Genomic DNA, 24,718 nt, shown 5'->3' on the forward strand with positions numbered 1-24,718 from the left:
CTGTGAGATTGACGATTGATCTCCCCGCTCCCCGCTAGGTCTTTCATACCCCCTAGCAACACCAATAGTTGAAATATGAAAATTATTATTGCCTTGTTAGTACCGATCTTATTGGGGATTGTGGTGGGATCGAATTTAGCACCGACGATCGCGATTGTCATTTTCAATCAGCCAACGATTTCATTACCAATTGGGATATGGTTGACGATCGCCATCGGCGGGGGATTGCTGTCGAGTCTAGCGATCCAAATCTTAATTACCATCGATCGGCGGCTGCTCAAGCGTCAAGTTCGCCAGCTCCAATCGCGATTGCAGCAGTCGGATGAAGATATTTTCACTTACACTTCACCAACAGCAGCGGACAATTCATCGCCAGCAAAATCTGTGGAGATGGATGCCCCCAATGAGTCGCCGCCTGCGACCAAAACTAGTAGATTTAAGAGCTATCGATCGAATTTAGCCGATCGATTTAGCAACAGATCTTCGGCTCCGGCTAGTGTCGAGGACGATCGTGATGATTGGGAAGATCCACCACCACTAAATCGCGAACTAGATTGGGAAGATTCACCCGCCCCCCGCCCCCAAAGTGTCCGTTCGACACGCAACAGTTCGACAATTGAGAACGATCGAATCCCTGCAGATCGCCGCACTCCAAAAATGTCCGATCGATCCCAACAAACTAGTCGCGAAGTATACGATGCCGATTTTAGATTGATTCAACCACCTTATAAAGAGCCACTAACAACTGAATTTGATGATGAGCCGGACACTGCTAATTTTGACGATCCTCCCCGCGATCGCGATCTAGATCGCTCTTCATCTTCTGTTCGATCGACAGATCCAGATCACACCCCACCTGCAAGCAATCAAGATGATGAAGATTGGGGATTTGATTTCGACGATCGGGAGCCGCCAGCAAGAGCAAATTGACAATCGATCGCTGTTAAATTCAAAATAAATTGGAATTTAATTAGAATTATAATTATAATTAAGTGCATAATATACTAATATAAAGTTAGCTTCATCATGACTAATACATGAAGTAAACTGTATATCTAGTCAAAATTATCCGCCATATCCACTCATCAAACTATGCCTAAAGTCGATTCCGTTGCAGAAGCAACCATCCCTACATCCCCACTTACTGGAAAAGCTCTGCTGCAAAAAGTTAAGGAACTTTCACATCTTGCCAAGCGGGAAACTGCTACACAGTGTGGCTATGTGAAAACTACCAAAGCAGGTGTTACCCGTACCGATCTATCTGGATTTTATGACGCTGTACTCACAGCCAAAGGAGTCAAACTTGACGAAACCAGTAGAGACAATCGCGGTAAAACCGCTACTTATAAGGCCACAGTTCATAAAAATGGCCAGTTGCTGATTGGAGCTGCTTACACCAAAGAAATGGGATTAAAAGAGGGCGATACTTTTAGTATCAAACTTGGCTACAAACATATTCACTTGGTTCAAGACAATTAGCTCGAACACTAGCAGCCGCAATGGTTTCGATCTTAGATCGCGACTGTTTCGGCTGCTATTTTGTCAAAACTCGATCGCCAAATAGTCCACCAGTAACATTTATAGTTGAAAGATCCCGACGATCGCCCAAAATTAGCAGATCGAAATCGATTGCCAGTAATTTTTAGGCGAGGACGATCGCCCATAAATCATCAGATCGACCATAAATCGATCGATACGTACTCTGCTTGAGTCCAGCAGCTCCAGTCCGGATCGCCGATCGCCTATTTTGACAACTTGGATTGTCATTAATGTCATTAATCTGATCGGACATCATAATTGTCAGCAGCTAGAAAGCAACAACCCTTAGCATCGTCTGTCGGCCAAGAGAATGATGGCCGAACAACCAGAATATTGAACCAAGCTAACTACGGCAATTGACATTCCCAACATCAAAGTGACAACTGCTAATAATTGCCGCTTCAGTCGCATATTTACAGATTTCGAGCCGATCGTTGGCGTAGCCTACCGGAGGTAATCGCGGCGATTTTTAGCCTTGAGGTAAGATTCGATCGGTTACAAAGTTGACAACTTCCGCCAATCCCTGCCCCGTTTTGAGATTGGTGAAAATAAACGGTTTGTCACCACGCATTTTGATACTATCTCGTTCCATAATGCCCAGATCTGCACCAACTTGGCTGGCAAGATCGATCTTATTAATCACTAATAAATCTGATTTGGTAATGCCAGGGCCACCCTTGCGGGGGATTTTGTCACCCCCAGCAACATCGATCGTGTAGATAGTTAGGTCTACTAATTCGGGACTAAAAGTCGCTGCGAGATTATCGCCCCCACTTTCGAGAAACACGATCTCCAAATCGGTGAATTTTCGCTCCAATTGTTCGATCGCCGCAATATTCATTGAGGCATCTTCGCGAATGGCAGTATGCGGACACCCACCAGTTTCGACCCCAATAATTCGATCTGCTGAGAGGGCTTGGCTGTTGACCAGAAACTGGGCATCTTCTTGGGTATAAATATCATTGGTCACGACCGCCAACTGATAGCGATCGCGCAATTGCTTGCACAATCCATCAAGTAAGGCAGTTTTACCAGAACCAACCGGCCCAGCAATACCAACGCGGAGAGGATTCATAGAGTTTAGTGAATAGTGGATAGTGGATAGTGAATAGTGAATTTGATAATCCCAGCTCAAATAATAAGATAAATGTCTGAAAAACTCATGTTTGCCGAACTACCTATCCTTATTACCAACGCTCTATCCACTATTCACTATCCCCTATCCACTAATTTAGCGATCGAGATCGCACTTATCTTCAGCACAAGAGACAGTGATTTGACCGATCGCGGCTTGTTTGTCGTACTTTTGAGTCTTGAGATAGTCATCGTTGCTTTCAGGATAATCACCCGCAAAATTCCGTTTGCCAACTGGTTTGGGACGAAAAGCTAAACCGTTAGGATGTTGGGTAAAGTTAATAAACTCTCGCGATTCATTGTCCTTGCTCATGGACAAAGTAGCATTACCGTAAACAGAGACAGCTTGACCGATCGATGTCCCTGGCCCGACACCTTGCTGTGTGCGGTAGTTGGGATTATCAGTCATCAAATGCTGAATTCGATCAGCATCAGTAAAATTAGTGCCAGTGGGATAGGGAATATAGTATTGTACCGTTCCCGCCTTAGTCACGGCGATCGCATCGAAACCTTCAATAAAATTGGTTTTGACTGGAAACTCAACTTGCGCGCCCATTTTCTGCTTGAGTTCCTTGAATGTCATCCCAATTTTGGCATCCCCAATCCCGACTGGCGTAATTTGCCGAGCCGAATCGAGTGGCAGTTTCAGTTTGGAGATTGGTTCGGTCTTAGAATTTGTTTTGGTTTTGACTGGTTCTGAAGGTACGATAATCGGTACGGGAGTCGGGTCTGGATAGAGCGACTTGGGTAGTTCCGCAAGTGTAGGTTTCGAGGCCGATCCTGGCGGTGGAGCGGGAATCGCGGGCTGCTTTGGCGATGGTGCAGACGGCAACGATGGCGTTGGTGTTGGCGTAGCTACAGGTGCTGGCATGGTCGGCGTCGCCGCAATCGGTGTCGGTGTCACTGTGGGTGTCGCCACTACAGTTGGCGGCTGGTTATTTTTTCCACAAGCAGTTAATAACCCGATCGCTACCAAACACAGGCTGCGGTAAACTCGTCCTTTCATTGCTACTACTCAGCTAGCTGAATTTTCAAATAATACTTTAGAATCTTATTCTACCCCTAGTCAGTAGTTGATAGCCACTGGCAAATGATAACATGGCCACAAAAAATGTCCACAAGCTCATAGGCCGTAGAATAACACCACCACTTAAGAACACCAAAACTATCCCGATTGCGACAAAAATCCAACCCAACTGCCCCATCTGCTGCCGCCAGAAGGTCAGCGAACCAACCCCCGCCAAGATAGACAAGACCGATCCGGTGGCAGATATTTTATGCCCCCAATCATAATAGTTTTGAGTTGTAAAAATGATGTTCTGACCTAGAAAGTAGATACTGACAATGATTAATCCTAATCCCAAAATGGTAGACATAAAAACTTCTCCGGTTGAGGCGATCGAGTGAGTTCAATTTAGGATACCCAATCGAGCTGATGGATCGTTGTTTCGATCGATAACGGTGCGACTAGTCCTTCCTCGCGATCGGATTTCAATGCCCGCTCCGATCCGCTAATCTAGTGATAGCCTTTTGTATAATTCTGCGATCGGGTATCTAAAGTATGAGCAATCCTGAGACAGCTATCACTCCCACCCCCATATCATTAGATATCGACCGCGCTAGGGCGAGTTTACAGCAGAGCTTGTCGCGATATGCGACCCAAAAGGTGGGCGAAGTTTCACCCAGCTTGCAGAGCGATCTAGACACTTTAGCGGCTACTTTGACCAAGCTAGAGCAGACGAGTTATAGTATTGCCGTGTTTGGATTGGTCAGTCGTGGTAAATCAGCCGTACTCAATGCACTGATCGGTGAAAAAATCTTGGAAGTAGGACCACTCAACGGCGTCACCCGCTTTCCACGCCAGGTGCGGTGGTCGCTGGATGGCCTGACCCAAATCGATCTGATCGATACGCCTGGATTAGACGAAATCGATGGCGAAGCTCGCGCCACGATGGCTGCCGAAGTTGTCAATCAGGCCGATCTCATCTTATTTATTATTGCTGGTGATATTACCCAGCTAGAGTACCAAGCCTTGCGGGAATTGCGGCAAGCTCACAAACCGTTATTACTAGTATTTAATAAATCTGACCTGTATCCAGAACAGGAACGGCAATCGATCTATCAGCAGTTACAAAGCTTGAGCGAAGATGGGGTCAGTGACGAATTATTGCAACGGTTATTATCCGCAGATGAAGTTGTGATGATCGCTGCCGATCCTGCTGCTATCCAAGTGCGGATCGAATATCCCGATGGGACAAAAAAATATGAATGGGAACAACCCGCGCCCCAAATCGCACCCCTCCGCACCAAAATTCAAGAATTATTAGCCCGCGAAGGTAAATCTTTATTGGCAATCAATGCCCTAGTGCAAGCGCGCACCGCCGAATCGAGTTTGGCTAAAAATACCCTCGCCGATCTGCAAGTTGAAGCTAATCAGTTGGTGTGGAAGTTTGCACGGTATAAAGCGATCGCAGTTGCCGCCAATCCGATCGCGATTTTCGATCTGCTCGGTGGCGTATTGGTGGATTTAGTGCTGATTCGATCGCTAGCGAAGTTATACAATCTCCCGATGACCAAATACGAGCTGAGTAAACTGCTCAACGGGATTGTCTTTAGTAGCGCGAGCTTATTACTAGGTGAAGTGGCGACCGGGATTGTCTTTGGTGTCGGCAAAACCACCGCATTGCTAGTCGGTTCTAGTTTGAATCTCGCCGCCATTCCTGGCTACTTAGGTGCAGGTGCCATCCAAGGGGCAGTAGCTGGCTATGGAGCCGATCGAGTCGGCAAAGCCGCTCAAACCTATCTAGCTACAGGTTGTACTTGGGGTCAATTGGGTGCTAATACCGTCATCCAAGAAATCCTCGATCGCATCGATGACAAAACAATTATCTCGCGCCTGCGCGATGAGCTATTATCTCAACCTACTAAAACTCCCGCAGATACCCAGTTGGACAGCCCTACATCCTGATGTATCGATCGAACTTGTCGATCTCGATCGATTTTCTCCCAACTAAAAACACCCAACTAGTTGCCGATCGAGCGATACTCATGAGATAATCATAGACTGTGTCTATTTTATTCCCGCGTTGGGTCTGTAAAGAGTATGGCAGCCAAAAAGGGCGTTCGTATTATCATCACATTGGAATGCACCGAGTGCCGCAGCAATCTTGCTAAACGCTCTCCTGGTGTTTCCCGTTACACCACCATGAAAAATCGTCGGAACACCACCGCCCGATTGGAGTTGAGCAAGTTCTGTCGTTACTGCAACAAGCACACGACTCATAAAGAAATCAAGTAGTGAGTAGAATATCCACTATCCACTATCCACCATTCACTATTCACTAAACACATGGCTTATTTTCGCAAACGGTTATCGCCGATCAAACCTGGAGACCCGATCGATTACAAAGATGTAGATTTACTCCGCAAGTTTGTCACCGAACGCGGCAAAATCTTACCGCGTAGAATCACTGGTTTGACCTCCAAACAACAAAGAGATCTCACCCTCTCGATTAAACGCGCTCGTCAAATCGCCTTGATGCCATTCATCAACGTCGAAGGCTAACAGCAGAAGGGATGAGGAATGAGGATTGCTAGTAGCGCAAAGTTTCCAGCAAGCTTCATATCTTCAACTTCCGAGCAGATCTAAAACTTAGTCGATATTATTAATTCGTGTCCTGGCAGCTTGTGCTAATCGAGCCAGAAATTTTTGGGTACGCAAAAATCAGCGCTGACGATCGGTCAACGCTACCTGCGCGATCGGACTATTCACCGTAAACTAGAGAAACACGATCGTCTAAACCGTCGCGAGACAACTCCAGTAATGGAGCCGCCAGACTAGATCGCAACCAAACAACACGTAACAACGCACCGTTACAAAGGAAGAGAATAGGGGTGGAGAAGGGAACTCTAGTTGAATTTTGGCACAATGGAGAACGCCGTCTCGCCATAGCCGATCGCCCAGAAGGGAAAAAGCATTGGATCGCGATCGATGCGCGCAGTCAGCCACATACATTACATCCCCGCGATATTACTTATGAAGTAACCGGGATAACTTGCAAGCAGCCCGCCGAAATTACTAAGTTTGATGCCGAAGTCGCACCGAATATCGACCCCGACAGCTTGGAAGTCGCGTGGGAAATGTTAGTAGAAGATGGGGAAACTGTCGATCCACCAGCACTAGCAGACCTACTATATTCGGATCGATCGCCAGCCCTGTGCTATGCGGCGCACGTCTTGCTATTTGCAGACAAAATTTACTTCAAAAACAAAAAAGAAGACAAATACGAACCCCGCACTCGCACTCAGGTCACCGAACTCCAGCACCAAGCCACAGTTAAAGAACAAAAAGAACGCGAACAACAAGGCTTTATCGATCGCGTCAAGCAACAACTGGCTGGTACGCCCGTTGAGTGGCAAGATCCCGATAAACAGCGGCTGGAAGTCCTCGAAAAATATGTCCTCAATCCCGATCTACCACCCTCAAAACTCGGCGAATACCTCACCGCATTGGGGTGCCCGCAAACTCAGCCCACTGTCTTTAATCTCTTAGTCGAATTGGGCTGGTGGGACATCCACGAAAATATCCATCTGCGTCGTTCTCAGAGTCCCGTTCACTTCTCACACAAGATGCAAACTGTGGCGCATGAATTACTGACCAATCCGCCTGTCGATCTCGATCTCAACCACCGTGTCGATTTGACCCATCTCAAGGTCTACACGATCGATGACGAGAGTACGCAAGAGATCGATGATGGTTTGAGTGTCGAAGGATTGACCGATGGTCGCCAAAAATTGTGGATTCATATTGCCGACCCGACGCGGTTGTTATCACCAGAAGATGAATTCGACCTTGAAGCGCGCAAACGATCTGTGACGATTTATCTACCCACGGGGATGATTCCGATGTTCCCACCGGATCTGGCCACAGGGCCAATGAGCCTGCGCCAGGGGCAAAAATGTTGTGCGCTGAGTTTTGGGGTGATCCTCGATCCGAATGGCGCAGTGGCCGAATATGAGATAACTACCAGCACGATCGAGCCGACTTATCGACTGACTTATGAAGATGTCGAGGAAATGCTGCAATTGCGGATTCCTGGTGAAGTTGAAATCGAATCGATCGCCAAAGCCTCAAAACTCCGCAATCAGTGGCGGACATCCCAGGGTTCGATTAATATCAACATGCCGGAGTCTACCGTCAAAGTCAGTGGGGATAAAGTCTCGATCGATTTGATCGAAGATAATCGCGCCCGCCGATTGGTCGCCGAAATGATGATCTTAGCAGGCGAAGTAGCGGCTAAATACGGCCAAGACAACACCATCCCCCTCCCCTATCGCGGCCAACCCCAGCCTGAACTCCCACCAGAAGAAGAATTGATTTTGATTCCAGTCGGGCCAGCCCGCTCCTGTGCCGTGCGCCGTTGTATGCCACGGAGTGAAATGGCAACGACACCCTCTAGACACGCTAGCTTGGGTCTGAACACCTATTCTCAAGTCACCTCCCCGATCCGCCGCTATACCGATTTGCTCGCACATTTTCAAATCAAAGCCCACCTGCGCGGCGACGAGCTGCCATTTACCGTCGAACGCTTGCAGGAAATCATGCTGGGTTTGGGGACGAATATCTACGAAGCCACGATGGTCGAGCGGCAAACCAATCGCTACTGGACACTAGAATACCTCAATCGATCGGGCGATCGCGAGTGGGAGGCACTGATGCTCCGTTGGCTGCGCGAGGATGAAAGTCTGGCACTGATCTTGATTGAAGAATTGGGGATCGAACTCGCCATGCGATGCAATCGTTGGGTCGAATTGGGCGAACAAATCCAAGTTCAAGTCGCCCTGGTCGATCCGCGTCAGGATATCATTCATCTGCGCGAAATCACTAATCGAGCAGCCGATTCTGTAGCCTAAATTTCAGCGGGTAGGTTGTAGAGAAATCGGGCTTGCTGTATTTAAATGTGACTTACTCTAAAGTGAATTAAATCCGATCGCAAGGAGGGGCAATTGATGAATTGTCCCTCCTTTTTCGATCCGAACTGACTTGATTCCATAAAACATAAAATTAATCCGATCGCTAGATCTATCGCGATCGATTCAACTGTCTCAGTACCAAACATTATTAATGCAATTATTTATACTTAAATTACAAGTCAAGGGCTAAATGTTGCAATTCTTGAATTTTTGAGCAATAAATTTGGTCGATCGACAAAAATGGGCATACTCTAACTACAGCAGTCGTAATACTTTAGTTGTCGATATCGATCGAATGATGCGCTCCCATCCTTCCCTGCTGGGTTTTTCAGCCTGCCAAATCTCCAACTAGAGCCGACTTATAGGCAGTAGTACGAGGATTGTGGTGCAAATATCAGTATGACGGTGGTTCACTAATTGTCAAAAATGAAACGTCAACACAATTTAGATACCCCAAAATCGATCGTCCGTCGGACTTATGTGCAGATAGATCGATTCATTCGCTCTCATAGGACAGTCGCTATCGCCTTTGTGGTGGCGTCGATCCTAATCGTGGCGTTTGCGGTGAAAAATTCTTACTCTGTGGGAAGCTGCCAAAAGCAAGCTTCAATTAGGATTATCGACGAAACTGGGGGCCGAGATCCTAAAACTCGATACATCTATCCTTCGCCCGATCGTAGGGTCGATTCACCTTTTTATAACTATGTAACTAAGATTTCCAAGCACTTCTTTCTCAAGATTGATGAAATTGAAAAATGCAAAGGGGATAAAATCAGCGATCCACAAATTGAGCTTGCATTCGTCTATCGTCCGTTAATTTCCCGCCAGATTCAACCCTTTAACTTCGACCTGAAAAAATCTAATGATACCAAGTATATAGATAGTCCGTGGTTAAAACTCACGATGACCAAATCACCCAAGCTAGTCGTTCGTACTGCATTCTTCTGGAATGAACGACAGTTTTTGTTCGACCAATCGGTATTATCAGGCGCGCGCGCCTCGCCGACTGAGACGCTGTTGCCGATTGATCGCATCATCTACACAAAGTTTCTGAGGGATTACTCAGTCAACGACGACGCGACACTCTCAGCCTCGAAAGAAGTTAGGGCTGCTGTCCTAACCGATCTTGCCAAAAGAATACCAGCGGATCTGATGTGGCTCTTCTTACATTCAGGGAAATTGGATGGTCTTAGACTCGATGAAATGGGAATGGATAGAGCCATCGAACAACAGGTAGATCGATATATAGACTTGACCAAAGCATTATTGAACCGCCGATTTGAGTCGATACAGACAGAACAACGCTATTCCAGTATTCTCAATCTCAAACAACTGTTCGATCTCGATCGATACCGGATCGGTAGAATTCGTTATTACTGAACATCCAATTAACTAACTTTATCTAAGGAGACAAATTATGGATTTTGATTTTTCAAATGTGAACTTCTTGCCTGATGAGAATGGAAAGGGTTTCGATATTCTTGTTGCGTAACCTTATATCATTTCAATCATGCGGGCAGCATACACCTACTCTGGTACTGCTAAAAAGATGTTTGATGATTGGGGGAAAACAATCAACGTACATTTCAGCGAGGGTCAGTTTGGGGCTAAAGCAGGTACAGGTAATCTTTATATAGATTTTGCACGTCTTAATGATTTGACTTACATCAATGATAAAGGTAAAGCAGTACCAGCCTCGGATCTTGGTTCCTTAATTCACGAACTCGTTCATGCATTGACTGGAAGGACTGACAATATTAGTCCGACTGACTTTCAGGGGGAAACCGTTAGATTTACAAATACGATCTGGGCAGAAATGCAGCAAGGATATCCTTTTGAAATACCGAGATTTGCTAATTTAGATAAGCAGATTTCTTATACAGCATCAGCCTACAGCAGTCTTCAAAAGAGTGGTTATGATTATACAAATGACACGTCGATCGATGCTGCCTACAATGTAGAATTTGGACGAGCTGCTGAGTTACCAAATGGTATGACTATGAATGCTTTCTTCAACCGAGGGACTGGTCTAACTGATAATGATTTCAGTTCTATTGCACTCGGCAACTCAAAGGATCTACTAATCGGCGGCTCGGCGAACAATAAGCTTTATTCTGGTGCTGGAAATGACTTTTTGTTCGGTAGTGGTGGGAATGACATATTAGATGGAGGTGCTGATAAAGATACCGCAGTCTACTTTGGGAATAAGAGTGACTATATAATCGCTCAAAATAAGGTAGATGGATCTTGGACAATTAGAAGTAAAAGCACCGAAACCGAGAGTGCTGGTACAGATAAGCTCACAAATATTGAGTACGCTCAGTTCGATGGCGGCTTGTTCAATCTAGGAAAGGAAACAGTCGAACTGAAAAAAAGTGGACTGACCTTTCAAAAAGATATCGCCCTAGTCTTCGACACCACGGGTAGCATAGTGGCTAATCAAGGCACGCAAAACATCGAATATTTAAAATTTCTCTCAAAAAATATCATCGCCGCAGCCTCTACTGATGGCAATGATGTTCGCGTGGGAATCGTTGAATTCAAAGATACCACCAATGGCGAATCATCGCGGGTAGTCCTCCCTTTCACAGACCAAGACGACTTGACAGAGCGACAGGCCGCTGTCGATGCAGTATTCGATAACATGGCAGAAGGTAGCCTTAACTATTATGGTTATGACAAATATATCGATCCCGATAGGGCTAATGACCGCTGGACAAGCCCTTGGATATGGGGAATCAAAACAAATAGCAGCACAGCAACAAATAGCAGCACCTTCACAGGTGGCGGCGACAATGACGAAACACCTTTTGATGGTCTGATGCTCGCACTGAGCGACTCGATTGGCGAATGGCGGTATGGTGCAGGCACTCGCCAGATCGTATTATTCACAGATGCAGGTGCTAAGGATACGGCACTTGCTAGCAAAGTTACGACGCTGGCTCATAGTATCGGAGCTGAAGCAGTCGGATATGTGCCTGGTTACATCACATCCTCAGACACATCGATCGACACCTTTAACCTGAAATTCAATAGCAATCTCAGTTCGAGCACTTCAGCAACAGCAAACAACACGATCGATATCGACTCCACTGCCGCAGAAGTGCAGATCTTTATCGTATATCTCGGTACATCCGGCACCGATACGACCGATTATTCATTACTGGCTAACGATAATGGTGGTGCTGTCCTGAATAATCCGACTACCACCGAACTCGTCAGCAAACTATTTACACCAAATCCTAATACTGTCATCAACGGCACCGCGAATGTCGATACTCTCATCGGTACGGATGGTAACGATACCCTCTATGGACTTGCGGGCAACGACACTATTTATGGCGGCACTGGCGACGACATTATTTATGGTGGGGCGGGAGTAGATAGCCTATTTAGTGGTGCTGGGAATGATATTTTTAGGTTCAATCGATCGACTGACGGTATCGACAAGATTCATGATTTTGTAACTGGGTCAGATCGGATCGAGATCGCTAGTGCTGGATTTGGTGGCTCTAGTGTGGTGGGAAATGCTGGGGTATTAGATGCTTCAATGTTCAGCTTAGGCTCATCAGCAACCACCAGTAGCCAAAGATTTATTTATAACGATACATCGGGGGGATTATTCTTCGATGCGGATGGGATTGGCGGTATGGCTCAAGTCCGACTCGCTCAATTGGTTGGCAATCCGACTTTAAATAATGATAGTTTTCGGATTATTTGAGCGGGTGTCGCGATCGAAATCACTACAGATATGCTAAGTATTTTTAGATGTAATCAAACAATGAAAAATTCTCCTACTTCCCTTCAGAAAAGTTTTGTCAATGCGATGTTACTAGGAATGGCAACATCAACAGGAATGGTGCTAAATTCTGCTCCTGCACGCGGAGCCGATCTCTCTTTTACTGGAAATTTAGCCAATCCCAACGCTGTAGCATTATTTGCATTTACAGCGGATGGAATCTCCAATGTGACGATCCAATCCTACAGTTGGGGTGGTGGTAACAATGCTGCTGGCACAAAGATCGCGGCTGGTGGTTTCGATCTGAATATGACCTTATTCGATGCGGCTGGTAATTGGTATGATGAACGGGACGATATTGGATTGGGAAACCTAGATTTTCAATTTAGTGAAGTTTTCCCCGCCGGAACCTATCAAGTAGCGATCTCCGCTTTTGGGAATAATTCGGCTGGGTTTGGTACTATTGCCACTCATTTTAGTGGGACTGGAGACTTTGACAATCGAACTGCTGCATATGCTTTCGATATTCTTAATGCCAGTACAAATTCTACAGCCGTACCGGAACCAGCTAGTTTCATTGGTACTGCGCTAGCTGGATTTGCAGTGGTAGGCATTAAACGTAAACTAACATCAGTTCGCGATCAGAATTTGTTCGATCGATAACTCTAGCCTCTATTCGATCAGAGTTGATCGATTTTCCCGATCCCGTTGGCGCAGCCTCTCCCCCAGGAGAAATTCAGGTTACTCTAGAGATCGCCATCTCCTCTAAGTTCTGGCGTAAGTTATCCCGTGAAGAAATAATGCCCGAACGCTAAGATCGATCGCGATTCTCTATTATCTGCGCCCTAACTCCCAATGGCAAAAAAACAGAAATTCCCTCACCTACTCGGCTCCAAGTGGACGGCTACCCAAAAAATGTGGGGCTGGCGACACTTTCAGGTCGTCAATCGCAAACATGACGGTAAATGGGTATTTGCCGAGATGGTTTCCTCCTGCGATCCTGATGTCCGATTTTGGATCAATGCTCAGGCTCTTAAAGATCTCACTCAGTGGAAACCAAGCTGGCAATCGCTCGATGAAATGGCACTAGAAAAAGATGAATTGGTCTTCTTCGAGTAAGATTGATGTTGTCAGAGATTTCAACCGCGAACATCACTCACGCTAGCGATCGTCGATCGATTAAGTTAGTTAGCATAAATATTTACCAGTTCGATAATATCTGCAACCTAGATGCTGGGTAACATTCAACAGCCAGATCTACTAAGTTGCTGGTCATCTTCACTATCAACTATCAACTATCAACTAATCTAAATGTTTCGTCTCTCCAGTCAAATCGAAGCGATCTTGTATCTCAAGGGACAACCCCTGGATTTAGCGGCCATCGCCGAATGTGCGGGCTGCGATCGAGATGCAGCCGAAACAGCGATGATTGAATTGATGGACGACTACAATCATCGCGATAGTGCCCTCGAAGTAGTTGAAACGCCAACTGGTTATACATTACAACTGCGATCGTCTTTTCAAACGCTGATCGATAAAATGATTCCTCCCGAAATCGGGACGGGTGCGCTGCGCACGCTGGCGGCGATCGCCATCAAAGGGTCGATTTCCCAAACCGATCTAGTAGAATTGAGAGGCAGTGGTGCTTATCAGCACGTCCAAGAACTAGTCGAAGTCGGCTTCGTGCGCAAACGCCGACAAGTAGGCAGTCGCTCTTCATTATTGCAAGTCACCGACAAATTTCACCGGACTTACGAACTTAAAGATCTCCCCATTCAGCAGCTAGTCGCCGCAGCCACTAGCGAGCCAGAAGTAGCCGAACAGCTCGAAATTGCCACCATCTTAAATCGGGAAGAGCATGGGGTGGATTCCACTACTGAGCCAGCATAATCGCGCTCGTCCCAATCTTGGCTAGGTTGTCTTTTCCTCAACTTTCAATGCGAAATTTAGCTCGATCGATGCGGATAACCGTTCTGCGGGCATAATAACAGCAGTAACCCAGCCGCTGCGATTCGATCAATAACACAGTATCATGTTCTATATCGAGTCAATCGCTCACCGCCGACTAAATCATCACCTCGATCCATCTAACTATTAAGTCATAATGGCATTTAATCCTGATTTTCTGGAACGCAAATCTGAAGATGCTCAGGTCAACCAATTGCTGAAGTACCTTCAACATCAATCCCCAGAAGTCTTAGCTCAAATTGCTAAGGCGACAACTCCCCAGGTCAAAGATATTATCACCCACAACATTCAAGGTTTGCTCGGAATGTTGCCCAATGAGGGCTTTAGTGTCCAAGTCAACACAGATCGCGACAATCTCGCCAATCTCCTCGGTTCGGCGATGATGACTGGTTACTTCTTGCGGCAAATGGAACAGCGCATGGAACTCGAAGACATGCTCACTGGTTCGAGTTCGATTTCTGGTGATATCTCTGGGGACAGTCGCGAGTAAAACTCCGATTTGCGATCGTCAGCAGGTCAGGTTTACTCCTGAATAAAATCGAGACTCACGACATCGATGCCACCACCATCAGATTCACAGGTAGGTGGTTCTAGTTCAACTTCGCCAACTCAACACCTGTGACTTGACCGGATTGATAAATTCCCGCTCTTCAGCTCTAGATTTGATAAATTCAGATCGAAGCTGGTAATACCACTTGGCTTGGGTGTCTGCATCCCTGATTAACATCAATGGTGGATTGTACTTTAATCCGATTTGTTGCTTCACCACCATCTCCCGATCCTGACCCAAAAACGTCCGGATGAACGGGATCAGTAGCGGTTGCAAGGGTTTGAACCAACCGATCGTTGTATAAAATAGCGTCGTGACTTCGGTTTCGGTTTCCGAAATCGGCGTAATTACTGTCATGTTGGCGACGCGACTGGTATTGGTCACAATTTGCTCGATCCGTACGCCTGGTAATGAGAAGGCAATTTCTACCTCCGCATCGCCGCCGATTAACTGATAGAAAAACGTCTGCCGTTCTAGGCGATGACGGCGCATCGTAAAGCCGTAGGGAGACGGATCGAAGGCTTTGATTTCTGGGGTGAGGATGGCATCAGTTCGCCACCACCAGGCGCGATGGACGAAGGGAACGTGGGAAGGGTCCATCAAGCCGACGACGGCATGATCGATAAAGCAGGGGAAGTTCATCGTCACGACCGCTTGGTAAGTATCCCCTTCAAACCCAGCCACCATCGGGACTTCATGAGTCGGCTCCACATCTCCCCGATCGCGATCTGACATATAAATCCAGATATTCCCCTGGACTTCCCGCACTGGGTACCTGCGGACTTGGAACTTACTCAAGTCTAAATCTTGATTTTCATTCAGCGCGGGTATCAGCGTACATGTGCCGGTGCGATCGAATCGCCAGCCATGATAAGCACATTCAATCTCATCCCCATGAAGCCGTCCACAACTCAAGGGGACTGCCCGATGGGGACAGATATCACGCAGGGCAAAGACTTCACCACCCTGAGTGCGTCCGAAGACAACTGGTTCGCCGAGTAATTGTTTGGCAAACATCTGTCCGGCTTTGAGTTGTCTGCCAGGGATTGCATAGTACCAAATATTGCGGAGAAAAGTTTGTTTCTGGTCGATCGATAGTGTCATCTTTAGTCAACAGCAATTCGATGATTTGGTTTAAGAGCGGCAAGTTGCGTCTCTTAAAAGTCTATATTATAAAGGTTTGTCAGCAGCACCAAGTTCATGAGCGGTACATACAAAGCGACAGGGATTAATCTCAAAGCAATTCCGATCGGTGAAAATGATCGATTGGTGACGATCCTCACCCGCGAACATGGTTTAATCAAAGCGATCGCCCCTGGTGCGCGCAAGTCGAAATCGAGTCTCGGCGGACGCTGTACGTTGTTTATGGTGAATGACTTATTAATTGCTAAAGGTCGATCTCTCGACACAATTACCCAAGCCCAGACAACGATTTCCTATCGGAAATTAATCGACGATTTGGGTAAACTCGCGGCCAGTCAGTACCTAGCCGAAATCGTCTTGGCACAAGCCTTGAGCGAGCGTCCGCAAGAAGAATTGTATCAATTACTGTTGCTGCATTTGGGCAGATTAAATAGCCTCGATCGCGGTGACAATACCGGATCGATCGCCCATTTGTGTCAAGGTATTTTTCACCTACTCGCACTCGATGGGATCGCTCCCCAGGTCTATGATTGCTGCGTAACCAGACAATCGATCGAGCCAAATTTCACGACGATTAACTGGCAAATCGGCTTTAGTATCGAAGCTGGTAGCACTGTCGAATTAGGTGTCGTCACTGACGATCCGAGTGTGGCTGTTAATTATCGCCTCACCGCCTTAGATTTACTCTGCTTTCAGCATCTCTCCGATCCGAACCTCGACAGGCTGGATCTGGCGATCGACAAATTTTCCCTCGATACCATCTCCGATCTGGCAATCGCTGGCGTCTGGCGGCGGATCGAGCGGATCTTGCGTCAATACATCCACTACCACCTCAACATTCAGATCAAATCCGCTGCGCTCATCGATTTATAATAGCCAATCCCCTAGTCCCCCAGTCCCCTAGAAACCCGCTACACTAAGAGCTGTCAAATTAAATCGAGGTGCGGCTTTCACCCTCGCCATAAATGAAGTATCGACTTAATATAGGTGGGGATAATACTACTTCCTAATTCACCAGCTAGCATCAGATCGAACTGCAAGTGAGTCTCTGCCTGTCGAGTCTCACCGAATCCCTTTAAAATAGAAGATATTTAACCCGTTAGCATGAAGATCGAACTGCCATACCTTGAGCAGATCCAGTCCCAGCGCAAATTGGATTTTTTTTAACATCAAACTTTAATTTCAGCGGTTATCACAGCCCTACCACATTATTCAATGCGACTATCTGATTTTGACAACAAAGTACCAGAACACGAACCTACCGACCTCACGGCCGATCGGCAAGAGAGTGCGGCAGTGCCAGCCGATCCGGTAGCCGTCAACGCGCAAACTGATGTGGTAGATAAAGCTGAAGTCCCGCAACCAGGATTCTTGGCAGTTCTCAAAAATCGCAATTTTGTCACCTTGTGGAGTGGTCAAATCTTTTCCCAGCTAGCAGACAAAGTTTATCTGGTCTTGATGATTGCGATCATTGAAAGTCAATTTCAATCGGAAAATCAGAGCATCAGTGGTTGGGTATCGGCGATTACGATCGCTAATACGATTCCAGCCGTGCTATTTGGCTCTCTAGCGGGGATATTTGTTGATCGCTGGCACAAAAAAGAAGTTTTAGTAATTACCAACCTCCTGCGGGGCGGATTGGTGCTGCTGGTGCCATTTTTACTATGGCTGACTAGAGGGCAAGTTGTGGCAAATTTACCTTTTGGGTTTGAGATTCTGTTAGTTATCACTTTTGCAGTATCTACCCTCGGTCAATTTTTTGCTCCCGCCGAGCAATCGGCGATTTCGATGATTGTCGATAAGCCCAATTTACTCTCGGCAAATTCGCTCTACACGACCACGGCGATGGGTTCGCTGATTGTCGGATTTGCGATCGGTGACCCAATTCTCGCTCTAGCAGATAGTTTGGGCGCAAGTATCGGCTTGGGAGTAAATATCGGTAAAGAATTATTGGTCGGAGCTAGTTATACACTGGCGGGGATTTTACTCCTGGTTATCCGTACGGGCGAAACCAAGCAAATCCCGACTGGATCTGAGCCGCATATCTTAGCCGATCTCAAAGATGGAGTTCGCTATCTAGGCGAAAATAGACAGATCAAAGGCGCACTGATTCAACTAGTAATTTTACAATCAGTAATTGCTTCGATGACGGTGGTTGCGGTCCGAATGGCTGAATTATTACCCGAAATCAAAGCTTCTCAATTTGGATTTCTGCTAGCTGCTGGGGGCGTTGGGATGGCATTGGGAGCGGTGTGTTTGGGTTATCTCGATCGCAAATTGTCCCGCGCCCAATTGAGTTTGTATGGTTCGATCGGGGTGGCGGCCTCACTAATTGGGTTATCATTTTCCAACACCCTCTGGTTGAGTCTAGTCTGCTTGGTCGGTATGGGCGTATTTAGTGCGGGTGTCTTGATTCCGATGCAGACGACAATCCAAAGCGAAACTCCAGAAGAAATGCGCGGCAAAGTGTTCGGACTCCAAAATAATGCGATTAATATCGCCCTGAGTCTACCGCTAGCACTAACTGGCATCGCCGAAACCGCTCTCGGCGTCCCCACTGTCTTACTATGTCTAGCGACAATCTCCGCCGTTGGCGGCATCTTTACTCAGCAGTATAATTCGGCAGATTAGTGGATAGTGAATAGTGGATAGTGGATAGTGAAAAGAACAGTCTTTTCGATCGAGACTCAAACCCATTCAAAGTAGATCGTCGATAGCGATCGAACAGTTTATCCTTTCCTGTAAAGCCTAGATACTTAAAAGCAATCTCAAACACCATCCACCATCCACTATCCACCATCCACCATCCACTATCCACTATCCACTATCCACTATTCACTATTCACCACTCGATGGAACCAATCATTCAGCTACGTGGAGTCTCCAAAGCATTTGGTAACAACGTGATTTTAGACGGGATGGATCTCAATATTTATCCTGGGCAAGGTTTGGGCATTATCGGGCCATCAGGAACGGGTAAATCCACGATTCTACGCATCATTGCGGGACTACTCGCTCCTGATGAAGGTGAAGTATGGATTCGGGGACAACAGCGGCATGGATTGATTGAAGATGGTAACGACCCGATTTATATCGGGATGGTGTTTCAACAAGCCGCTTTGTTTGATTCGCTGACTGTCGAGGAAAATGTGGGTTTTCGGTTGTTTCAACAGTCCCGCATCAATCGCAAGCAAATTCGGGAGCTAGTCGAAATTAAATTAGCGATGGTCGGGATGGCTGATGTGGCCGATCGATATCCCGCCCAATTATCCGGCGGGATGCGTAAACGGGTGAGCTTTGCCCGCGCCATTATGTCCAATCCCGATCGACCCGAAGACAATCCCGAAGTCTTGTTATACGATGAGCCAACCGCTGGACTAGACCCGATCGCATCTACAGTCATCGAGGATTTGGTACGGGATCTCCAATCTAAAGCTGGCAGCAGTACTTATGTGATGGTGACGCACCAGAACAGCACCATTCGCCGCACGACCGATCGAATTGTCTTTATTTATCAAGGGAAAGTGCAATGGGATGGCAGCACCGCTGATATCGATACGACCGACAATCCCCTCATGCGCCAGTTTTTTAGTGCCAGCACCCACGGCCCGATTCACGTCATCGATTAGCGATCGAGCGGTTGTTACAATATACTCAACTCTATTCGTTCTGCTAGGAGTACTCGAGTCTACGCAGACAGCGATTGGACAGAAACCCAACTTCTTGAAGAAGTCGGGTTCCTATTCTACTATGAGTCGATCTCTACAGTTAGCTAGTTTTCGATTTGGTCGTCGTTTTTTTAGCCGTAGTTGTTTTCTTGGCTGTGGTGGTTTTCGCTTTAGTTGTCGTAGCTTTAGCCTTCGTCGTGGTTGCTTTCTTGGTAGTTGTAGCCTTTTTCGTAGTTGTCTTCTTCGCTGTGCCACCTTTAGCCACTAGCAAACTAATTGCCGTCTCTAAGCTAATCCCTTCAACTGTTTCCCCTTCAGGGATACCCGCATTAATTTTGCCGTGCTTGATATATTTACCATAGGGGCCAGCAAAGATCGAGATCGGTTCGTTATCGTCGGGATGGTTGCCGATCGTCCGCAGCGGTTCTTTCTTACCACCACGGGTAGATTTGGGTTCGGCGAGGATTTCCAGCGCGCGCTCTAGGGTAACGGTGAGGACATCATCAGTGGCTTTGAGCGATCGATACTCTTTGCCCTCTTTGCCACGATCGTGGAGGATATAGGGACCAAATCGACCGAGGTTGGTTTGGAGTTTGCCGCCAGTTTCGGGGTGAACGCCGAGACTGCGCGGGAGTTTGAGCAGTTCGACGGCGATTTCGAGGGTGACATCTTCGAGTTTCATCCCTTTGGGCAAGGAAGATTGTTTGGGTTTTTTCTTACTATCCTCGTCCTTGTCGCCAAGTTGGACGTAGGGTCCGAAGGGGCCGAGTTTGGGATAGATCGGTTCGCCAGTTTCAGGGTGATTGCCGAGGGTGTCGGGGGTGCTGCTCTTTTGTTTGAGCAACATCTCAATCGTTTCGGGGGCGAGATCGGCGGGGGTGAGATCTTTGGGGATGGAGGCGTTACCGGATTCGGTTTCGATGAAGGCACCAAATTTACCGATCCGGACTTTGACATCGAGATCGCCAAGATCGATCGTCCGCGCGAGAGTTGCATCGATATCGGTGAAGCCGAGTTTGACCTGATTTTCCAGTCCGTTTTCACCTAAATAGAATTTTTCTAAGTAGGGCAGCCACTGCGTCGTACCAGTCGAGATGTCGTCGAGAGTTTGTTCCATCCGCGCGGTGAAGCTGGGATCGACGAGATCTGGGAAGTTTTTTTCGAGCAACGCAGTAACGGCAAAAGCGGTAAAACTCGGCACCAGGGCGTTGTTTTGGAGTTGAGCGTAGCCGCGATCGATAATCGTGCCGATGATGCTGGCATAGGTACTCGGACGCCCGATCCCTTCACTTTCGAGCATCTTGACCAGGGATGCTTCGGTATAGCGGGCGGGGGGTTGGGTTTGATGGTCGATCGGATCGAGTTTTTGACAATCGGGTCGATCGCCTTTGACTAAAGCGGGGAGAATGATTTCTTGGTCTTCGATCGCCGCATTAGGATCGTCAGAGCCTTCGACGTACGCTCTCAGGTAGCCAGGAAAATCGATCTGCTTACCAGAGGAACGAAATCCGGCGTTCTCGACCTGTAAATCGACGCTGAGTTGGGTTTGGCGGGCATCAGCCAAATGGGAGGCGACCGTGCGTTTCCAGACTAGATCGTAGAGCTGCAATTCTTTGGCAGCTAGTCCAGTTTCTCGCGGCGTCCGAAAACTGCTCCCAGCCGGACGAATCGCTTCATGGGCTTCTTGAGCACCTTTGGATTTGGTGCTATATTGGCGGGGCTTGGGGCTGAGATATTCTTGGCCGTATTTGTCTAGGACGCAGGCACGGGCGGCATCGATCGCTTGGGCGGAGAGACTGACAGAATCCGTCCGCATGTAGGTGATATAACCTTGTTCGTACAGGCTTTGAGCGACGCGCATGGTTTCCCGCGCGGAGAGGCGCAGTTTGCGGTTGGCTTCCTGTTGGAGGGTAGAAGTCGTAAACGGCGGTGCGGGTTTACGGGTGACGGGTTTTTCTTCTAATCCGGTGACCGTCCAGGTTTTGCCTTTGAGATTCTCGACTAACGCCGTCGCTTCTACACCGTTGAGGACTTTAACTTTTTTACCCGCTAACAGATTCCCTGTATTCGGATCGAAATCTGCACCCGTGGCTACTTTCGTGCCATCGACGGTGACTAGCTTCGAGTCAAACTCGGCTTTGTTGTGGGCGAGTAGTGCTTTCAAATCCCAATACTGGGCTGATTTAAACGCCCGCCGTTGGCGTTCTTTGATCGTTAATAATCTCACTGCTACTGACTGCACGCGCCCAGCCGATAAACCGCCGGCAATCTTCCGCCATAATAGTGGCGAGAGCGTATAACCGACCAATCGATCGAGAATCCGCCGCGTTTCTTGGGCGTGGACGATTTGCTCGTCGATATCCCGGCAATTCTTCAGTGCTTTCTGGATCGCTTCTTTGGTAATCTCATGAAATACCATCCGTTTGGTCGGGACTTTGGGATTGAGGAGCTGTAATAGGTGCCAACTAATACTCTCACCTTCGCGATCTTCGTCCGTTGCCAGAATCAGTTCTTGGGCACCTTTAAGCGCGGTTTTTAGTTCCTGAACGATCTTGCGCTTGTCTTTGGGGATGATATACAGCGGCGCAAATCCAGATTCAACGTTGATTCCCAGGTTTGCCCACTTTTGAGATTTAAACTCTGGCGGGATTTCATCAGCCGATGGTGGCAAATCGCGAACGTGCCCCATTGAAGCCTTGACCACATAACTAGATGGCAAAAACTTACTGATGGTGCGGGCTTTGGTCGGAGATTCGACGATGACGAGAGTTGACATATGGGCGTTTTGAGGTCGTCGGAAGTTGGTGAGAAAATTTAGGTTGGGCGTGTGCTATTGACAGTGGCCACTACTGTGTCAAGTTGAGGTATATTTACGATTTTGTCAAGTGGGTCGATGCGGCGATTGTGGCTGAGATCAAGGTAGTAGCCAGGATGCGATCGCTTACGCAGTATCCTGTTAACCCAATTACAGTCCAAATCAGGAGCGCGATCTGGATCTTGATAAAACTCTACACGAACGCCCTCTAACTCTATCTCTGCCCAACGGAATATTCATGGCTAGATCGGCTTAACGCCTAGACAAATCGAAAATATTTCAATCCTTCCAAAATCCCATCAGCGCATTCAGCCACAGCGAGATAATGATAGTTGGCGGGATGTAGCTCGTGCCAGAGTCGTAATTCTGACTGGGCATTGCCGACGATGATGCCGCGCTCTTGGCCATATTTAAATAGGGAAATATCGTTACCAGAGTCTCCACACACGACTGTCTGAATCGGATCGATCTGCCATCGCTGGCGCAGGAATTGGACGGCTTGACCTTTATCGCCTCCTGATGGCAGGATATCTAAATCTCTACTGCCGCTATAGATAATATCGGCAGCTAGCCCTTGATGTAATAATAACTCTTGTAGCTGAGGTATGACAGCGGCAACGACGCTAGTCGAGAGGTAATAGCTGACCTTAAATGGTCTTTGTTCGGCTGGAGGCTGAGGTTCTAAGTCGGCAAATCGACTGGCAATAGCCACGATCCGATCGCGATGCCAATTGCGACCGAGCTGCTCTACCCATTCTGGATCGGCATCCGTCGCTGTGTTGAGATAGATTTCCGTACCGACAGCAGCAATGAGTGCGTCAGGTGCCAGTAAAGATTTGGCGTGCGCTAACTCTTGATATGATGTCTTCGATCGACCGGTGGCATAGACGATCTTAGTGCCATAAGTTTGCCGATAGCGATCGAGGATCTGCTTGAGCTGCTCTAGCGAGCGATCGTCGCCAACTAAGGTATGGTCGAGGTCTGTAACGAGTAATGATAAATGCGTGAGGAGACCCATACTAGTTGACAATTGTGAATGTTAGATTAATAGATCGCTAGTAGCTAAGCTCGATCTACGGCGATCGACATTTTCCACACTAACATTAAATCAGTTGACAGTTGCAACACTAACTAAATCCACCGCGTTGCGTTTTGACGATCGTGACATGTTTACAGACAAGTTTGCTGAGTTGGCAATTAAGTTGATGTTGAAGAGATCGCTCTGAAGTCCCGCACCGATCTCGATGTCGATCGCGTCGGAGCCTAATCTGTCAATTGGTCATAACTTGTCACCAAAGATCGATGACACGCTCTAGCACTTACATATCTAAATCGAAACTAATTTCATGAACGATTATCCTCAAAGCTGTCTGCGAGTAGGTCAAATTGCCCCAGATTTCACGGCGACTGCGGTTGTCGGTCAGCAATTTCAACAGATCCAATTATCACGATATCGTAAATATGTGGTCTTATTCTTTTATCCACTAGACTTTACATTTGTCTGCCCGACAGAAGTGATCGCTTTTAGCGATCGTTATGCTGAGTTTCAAGCACTCGATACTGAGATCCTGGGCATTTCAGTCGATAGTGAGTTCGCTCATTTAGCCTGGATTCAAACCGAACGCAAAATGGGCGGCGTAGGCGATATCAATTATCCGCTGATCTCTGACCTCAAAAAAGAAATTAGCATGGCATACAATGTCTTAGATCCCACTCTGGGAGCTGCTTTGCGTGGTTTATTTATTATCGATCGTTCGGGTATTTTACAATATGCCACGATCAACAATCTGTCATTCGGTCGCAGTGTCGATGAAACGCTCCGCGTCCTGCAAGCGATTCAGCACGTTCAAGCCCATCCCCAAGAAGTTTGTCCGATCGATTGGCAACCAGGCGATAAAACGATTCGATCGGTTAGCTAGCAACACAATCGATGTTTACCTACCACTAATTTGCTGGCATTCAATCGAACACTAATCGATCGCAGGATAAAACCAACGAATGATTTGCAATCGAGGAAAAACCCTAACTGCGGTGATCTGCAGCATCGAGATAGTTGCAAATAAATGTCCGGCGACTGGCTCCAGTTCGCGAACGAACGCATCTTCCCCACGTAGTTAAGACTCGACAATCGAGGGGTAGATTGCGTTCGCTTACTTTACTTTAAATACTGCACCAAAATGCCGACTCGA

Annotated in this window: 24 protein-coding genes; 17 read left to right on the forward strand and 7 right to left on the reverse strand. The window is 47.3% G+C overall.

Going from position 1 to position 24,718, the window contains the following annotated elements; translation table 11 throughout:
* Nucleotides 1–75 precede the first annotated feature (75 nt).
* Together RMO27_RS23105 and RMO27_RS23110 are read left to right on the forward strand one after the other, a co-directional pair.
* Complete coding sequence (locus tag RMO27_RS23105; protein ID WP_309736883.1) at nt 76–930, forward strand: hypothetical protein; 855 nt, start codon at nt 76–78, stop codon at nt 928–930.
* Between the two features lie 162 nt (nt 931–1,092).
* Complete coding sequence (locus RMO27_RS23110) at nt 1,093–1,479, forward strand: AbrB family transcriptional regulator (RefSeq protein WP_309736884.1); 387 nt, start codon at nt 1,093–1,095, stop codon at nt 1,477–1,479.
* Between the two features lie 163 nt (nt 1,480–1,642).
* Here RMO27_RS23110 and RMO27_RS23115 read toward each other — a convergent pair whose 3' ends face one another.
* The 4 genes from RMO27_RS23115 to RMO27_RS23130 form a co-directional block, all read right to left on the reverse strand.
* A complete protein-coding gene (locus RMO27_RS23115) occupies nt 1,643–1,792 on the reverse strand; it encodes a hypothetical protein (protein ID WP_309736885.1) in 150 nt (49 codons plus the stop codon).
* A 216-nt stretch (nt 1,793–2,008) separates the two neighbouring features.
* Nucleotides 2,009–2,614 (reverse strand): urease accessory protein UreG, encoded by a 606-nt coding sequence (gene ureG, locus RMO27_RS23120; RefSeq protein WP_309736886.1) that lies wholly within the window; start codon nt 2,612–2,614, stop codon nt 2,009–2,011.
* Nucleotides 2,615–2,770: 156 nt separating this feature from the next.
* A complete protein-coding gene (locus tag RMO27_RS23125; protein WP_309736887.1) occupies nt 2,771–3,679 on the reverse strand; it encodes a hypothetical protein in 909 nt (302 codons plus the stop codon).
* Nucleotides 3,680–3,716: 37 nt separating this feature from the next.
* A complete protein-coding gene (locus RMO27_RS23130; protein WP_309736888.1) occupies nt 3,717–4,049 on the reverse strand; it encodes a hypothetical protein in 333 nt (110 codons plus the stop codon).
* A gap of 185 nt (nt 4,050–4,234) precedes the next feature.
* Here RMO27_RS23130 and RMO27_RS23135 point away from each other — a divergent pair, with 185 nt between their 5' ends.
* The 11 genes from RMO27_RS23135 (at nt 4,235) to RMO27_RS23185 (ending at nt 14,843) form a co-directional block, all read left to right on the forward strand.
* Nucleotides 4,235–5,641, forward strand: a complete 1,407-nt coding sequence (locus tag RMO27_RS23135) for a GTP-binding protein (RefSeq protein WP_309736889.1) — start codon at nt 4,235–4,237, stop codon at nt 5,639–5,641.
* Between the two features lie 135 nt (nt 5,642–5,776).
* Nucleotides 5,777–5,971, forward strand: coding sequence for a 50S ribosomal protein L33 (gene rpmG, locus RMO27_RS23140; RefSeq protein WP_309736890.1), 195 nt, complete (start codon nt 5,777–5,779; stop codon nt 5,969–5,971).
* Nucleotides 5,972–6,022: 51 nt separating this feature from the next.
* Nucleotides 6,023–6,238 carry a 30S ribosomal protein S18 gene (rpsR, locus tag RMO27_RS23145; protein ID WP_309736891.1) on the forward strand — a complete coding sequence of 72 codons (216 nt, stop codon included), beginning with the start codon at nt 6,023–6,025 and terminating at the stop codon, nt 6,236–6,238.
* A gap of 144 nt (nt 6,239–6,382) precedes the next feature.
* Entirely contained in the window at nt 6,383–6,514 is a 132-nt protein-coding gene (locus RMO27_RS23150) for a hypothetical protein (RefSeq protein WP_309736892.1), read from the forward strand.
* Between the two features lie 53 nt (nt 6,515–6,567).
* The gene (locus tag RMO27_RS23155; RefSeq protein WP_309736893.1) at nt 6,568–8,586 is read left to right on the forward strand and encodes a ribonuclease R; all 2,019 of its coding nucleotides are present in this window, start codon (nt 6,568–6,570) and stop codon (nt 8,584–8,586) included.
* Between the two features lie 486 nt (nt 8,587–9,072).
* Nucleotides 9,073–10,026 (forward strand): hypothetical protein, encoded by a 954-nt coding sequence (locus RMO27_RS23160; protein ID WP_309736894.1) that lies wholly within the window; start codon nt 9,073–9,075, stop codon nt 10,024–10,026.
* A gap of 130 nt (nt 10,027–10,156) precedes the next feature.
* Nucleotides 10,157–12,367: a calcium-binding protein gene (locus RMO27_RS23165; protein ID WP_309736895.1), complete on the forward strand. Its 2,211-nt coding sequence runs from the start codon at nt 10,157–10,159 to the stop codon at nt 12,365–12,367.
* A gap of 60 nt (nt 12,368–12,427) precedes the next feature.
* A complete protein-coding gene (locus RMO27_RS23170; RefSeq protein ID WP_309736896.1) occupies nt 12,428–13,048 on the forward strand; it encodes a DVUA0089 family protein in 621 nt (206 codons plus the stop codon).
* Nucleotides 13,049–13,240: 192 nt separating this feature from the next.
* Entirely contained in the window at nt 13,241–13,504 is a 264-nt protein-coding gene (locus RMO27_RS23175; RefSeq protein ID WP_309736897.1) for a TIGR02450 family Trp-rich protein, read from the forward strand.
* Between the two features lie 192 nt (nt 13,505–13,696).
* Entirely contained in the window at nt 13,697–14,275 is a 579-nt protein-coding gene (scpB, locus tag RMO27_RS23180) for an SMC-Scp complex subunit ScpB (protein WP_309736898.1), read from the forward strand.
* 214 nt (nt 14,276–14,489) lie between these two features.
* Complete coding sequence (locus RMO27_RS23185; RefSeq protein WP_309736899.1) at nt 14,490–14,843, forward strand: DUF760 domain-containing protein; 354 nt, start codon at nt 14,490–14,492, stop codon at nt 14,841–14,843.
* 105 nt (nt 14,844–14,948) lie between these two features.
* On the opposite strand, the gene RMO27_RS23190 is transcribed toward RMO27_RS23185, so the two are convergent.
* Nucleotides 14,949–16,007 carry an aromatic ring-hydroxylating dioxygenase subunit alpha gene (locus RMO27_RS23190; RefSeq protein WP_309736900.1) on the reverse strand — a complete coding sequence of 353 codons (1,059 nt, stop codon included), beginning with the start codon at nt 16,005–16,007 and terminating at the stop codon, nt 14,949–14,951.
* Between the two features lie 96 nt (nt 16,008–16,103).
* Between RMO27_RS23190 and recO the strand changes: the two genes are divergently transcribed.
* The 3 genes from recO (at nt 16,104) to RMO27_RS23205 (ending at nt 19,675) form a co-directional block, all read left to right on the forward strand.
* Nucleotides 16,104–16,919 carry a DNA repair protein RecO gene (gene recO, locus RMO27_RS23195; protein WP_309736901.1) on the forward strand — a complete coding sequence of 272 codons (816 nt, stop codon included), beginning with the start codon at nt 16,104–16,106 and terminating at the stop codon, nt 16,917–16,919.
* A gap of 342 nt (nt 16,920–17,261) precedes the next feature.
* Nucleotides 17,262–18,677 (forward strand): MFS transporter, encoded by a 1,416-nt coding sequence (locus RMO27_RS23200; protein ID WP_309736902.1) that lies wholly within the window; start codon nt 17,262–17,264, stop codon nt 18,675–18,677.
* A gap of 221 nt (nt 18,678–18,898) precedes the next feature.
* On the forward strand, nt 18,899–19,675 hold the full coding sequence (locus RMO27_RS23205) for an ATP-binding cassette domain-containing protein (RefSeq protein ID WP_309736903.1): 777 nt from the start codon (nt 18,899–18,901) through the stop codon (nt 19,673–19,675).
* A gap of 139 nt (nt 19,676–19,814) precedes the next feature.
* On the opposite strand, the gene topA is transcribed toward RMO27_RS23205, so the two are convergent.
* The gene (gene topA, locus RMO27_RS23210; RefSeq protein WP_309736904.1) at nt 19,815–22,490 is read right to left on the reverse strand and encodes a type I DNA topoisomerase; all 2,676 of its coding nucleotides are present in this window, start codon (nt 22,488–22,490) and stop codon (nt 19,815–19,817) included.
* A 298-nt stretch (nt 22,491–22,788) separates the two neighbouring features.
* On the reverse strand, nt 22,789–23,547 hold the full coding sequence (locus RMO27_RS23215) for a sucrose-phosphate phosphatase (RefSeq protein ID WP_396133794.1): 759 nt from the start codon (nt 23,545–23,547) through the stop codon (nt 22,789–22,791).
* A gap of 328 nt (nt 23,548–23,875) precedes the next feature.
* Here RMO27_RS23215 and RMO27_RS23220 point away from each other — a divergent pair, with 328 nt between their 5' ends.
* Entirely contained in the window at nt 23,876–24,448 is a 573-nt protein-coding gene (locus RMO27_RS23220; RefSeq protein ID WP_309736906.1) for a peroxiredoxin, read from the forward strand.
* The last annotated feature ends 270 nt before the right edge of the window (nt 24,449–24,718 follow it).

Origin of the sequence: Chamaesiphon sp. OTE_75_metabat_556, assembly GCF_031378165.1 — a bacterium.
Taxonomy (GTDB): domain Bacteria; phylum Cyanobacteriota; class Cyanobacteriia; order Cyanobacteriales; family Chamaesiphonaceae; genus Chamaesiphon.

Excerpts from the sequence above, each read along its gene's own strand:
- rpsR (WP_309736891.1), top strand. The coding sequence starts at position 6,023 with ATGGCTTATTTTCGCAAACGGTTATCGCCGATCAAACCTGGAGACCCG.
- RMO27_RS23215 (WP_396133794.1), bottom strand. The coding sequence starts at position 23,547 with ATGGGTCTCCTCACGCATTTATCATTACTCGTTACAGACCTCGACCAT.
- RMO27_RS23200 (WP_309736902.1), top strand. The coding sequence starts at position 17,262 with ATGCGACTATCTGATTTTGACAACAAAGTACCAGAACACGAACCTACC.
- RMO27_RS23205 (WP_309736903.1), top strand. The coding sequence starts at position 18,899 with ATGGAACCAATCATTCAGCTACGTGGAGTCTCCAAAGCATTTGGTAAC.
- RMO27_RS23105 (WP_309736883.1), top strand. The coding sequence starts at position 76 with ATGAAAATTATTATTGCCTTGTTAGTACCGATCTTATTGGGGATTGTG.
- rpmG (WP_309736890.1), top strand. The coding sequence starts at position 5,777 with ATGGCAGCCAAAAAGGGCGTTCGTATTATCATCACATTGGAATGCACC.
- RMO27_RS23110 (WP_309736884.1), top strand. The coding sequence starts at position 1,093 with ATGCCTAAAGTCGATTCCGTTGCAGAAGCAACCATCCCTACATCCCCA.
- scpB (WP_309736898.1), top strand. The coding sequence starts at position 13,697 with ATGTTTCGTCTCTCCAGTCAAATCGAAGCGATCTTGTATCTCAAGGGA.
- RMO27_RS23170 (WP_309736896.1), top strand. The coding sequence starts at position 12,428 with ATGAAAAATTCTCCTACTTCCCTTCAGAAAAGTTTTGTCAATGCGATG.
- RMO27_RS23115 (WP_309736885.1), bottom strand. The coding sequence starts at position 1,792 with ATGTCCGATCAGATTAATGACATTAATGACAATCCAAGTTGTCAAAAT.
- topA (WP_309736904.1), bottom strand. The coding sequence starts at position 22,490 with ATGTCAACTCTCGTCATCGTCGAATCTCCGACCAAAGCCCGCACCATC.
- RMO27_RS23130 (WP_309736888.1), bottom strand. The coding sequence starts at position 4,049 with ATGTCTACCATTTTGGGATTAGGATTAATCATTGTCAGTATCTACTTT.
- ureG (WP_309736886.1), bottom strand. The coding sequence starts at position 2,614 with ATGAATCCTCTCCGCGTTGGTATTGCTGGGCCGGTTGGTTCTGGTAAA.
- recO (WP_309736901.1), top strand. The coding sequence starts at position 16,104 with ATGAGCGGTACATACAAAGCGACAGGGATTAATCTCAAAGCAATTCCG.
- RMO27_RS23165 (WP_309736895.1), top strand. The coding sequence starts at position 10,157 with ATGCGGGCAGCATACACCTACTCTGGTACTGCTAAAAAGATGTTTGAT.
- RMO27_RS23135 (WP_309736889.1), top strand. The coding sequence starts at position 4,235 with ATGAGCAATCCTGAGACAGCTATCACTCCCACCCCCATATCATTAGAT.
- RMO27_RS23175 (WP_309736897.1), top strand. The coding sequence starts at position 13,241 with ATGGCAAAAAAACAGAAATTCCCTCACCTACTCGGCTCCAAGTGGACG.
- RMO27_RS23160 (WP_309736894.1), top strand. The coding sequence starts at position 9,073 with ATGAAACGTCAACACAATTTAGATACCCCAAAATCGATCGTCCGTCGG.
- RMO27_RS23125 (WP_309736887.1), bottom strand. The coding sequence starts at position 3,679 with ATGAAAGGACGAGTTTACCGCAGCCTGTGTTTGGTAGCGATCGGGTTA.
- RMO27_RS23220 (WP_309736906.1), top strand. The coding sequence starts at position 23,876 with ATGAACGATTATCCTCAAAGCTGTCTGCGAGTAGGTCAAATTGCCCCA.
- RMO27_RS23190 (WP_309736900.1), bottom strand. The coding sequence starts at position 16,007 with ATGACACTATCGATCGACCAGAAACAAACTTTTCTCCGCAATATTTGG.
- RMO27_RS23185 (WP_309736899.1), top strand. The coding sequence starts at position 14,490 with ATGGCATTTAATCCTGATTTTCTGGAACGCAAATCTGAAGATGCTCAG.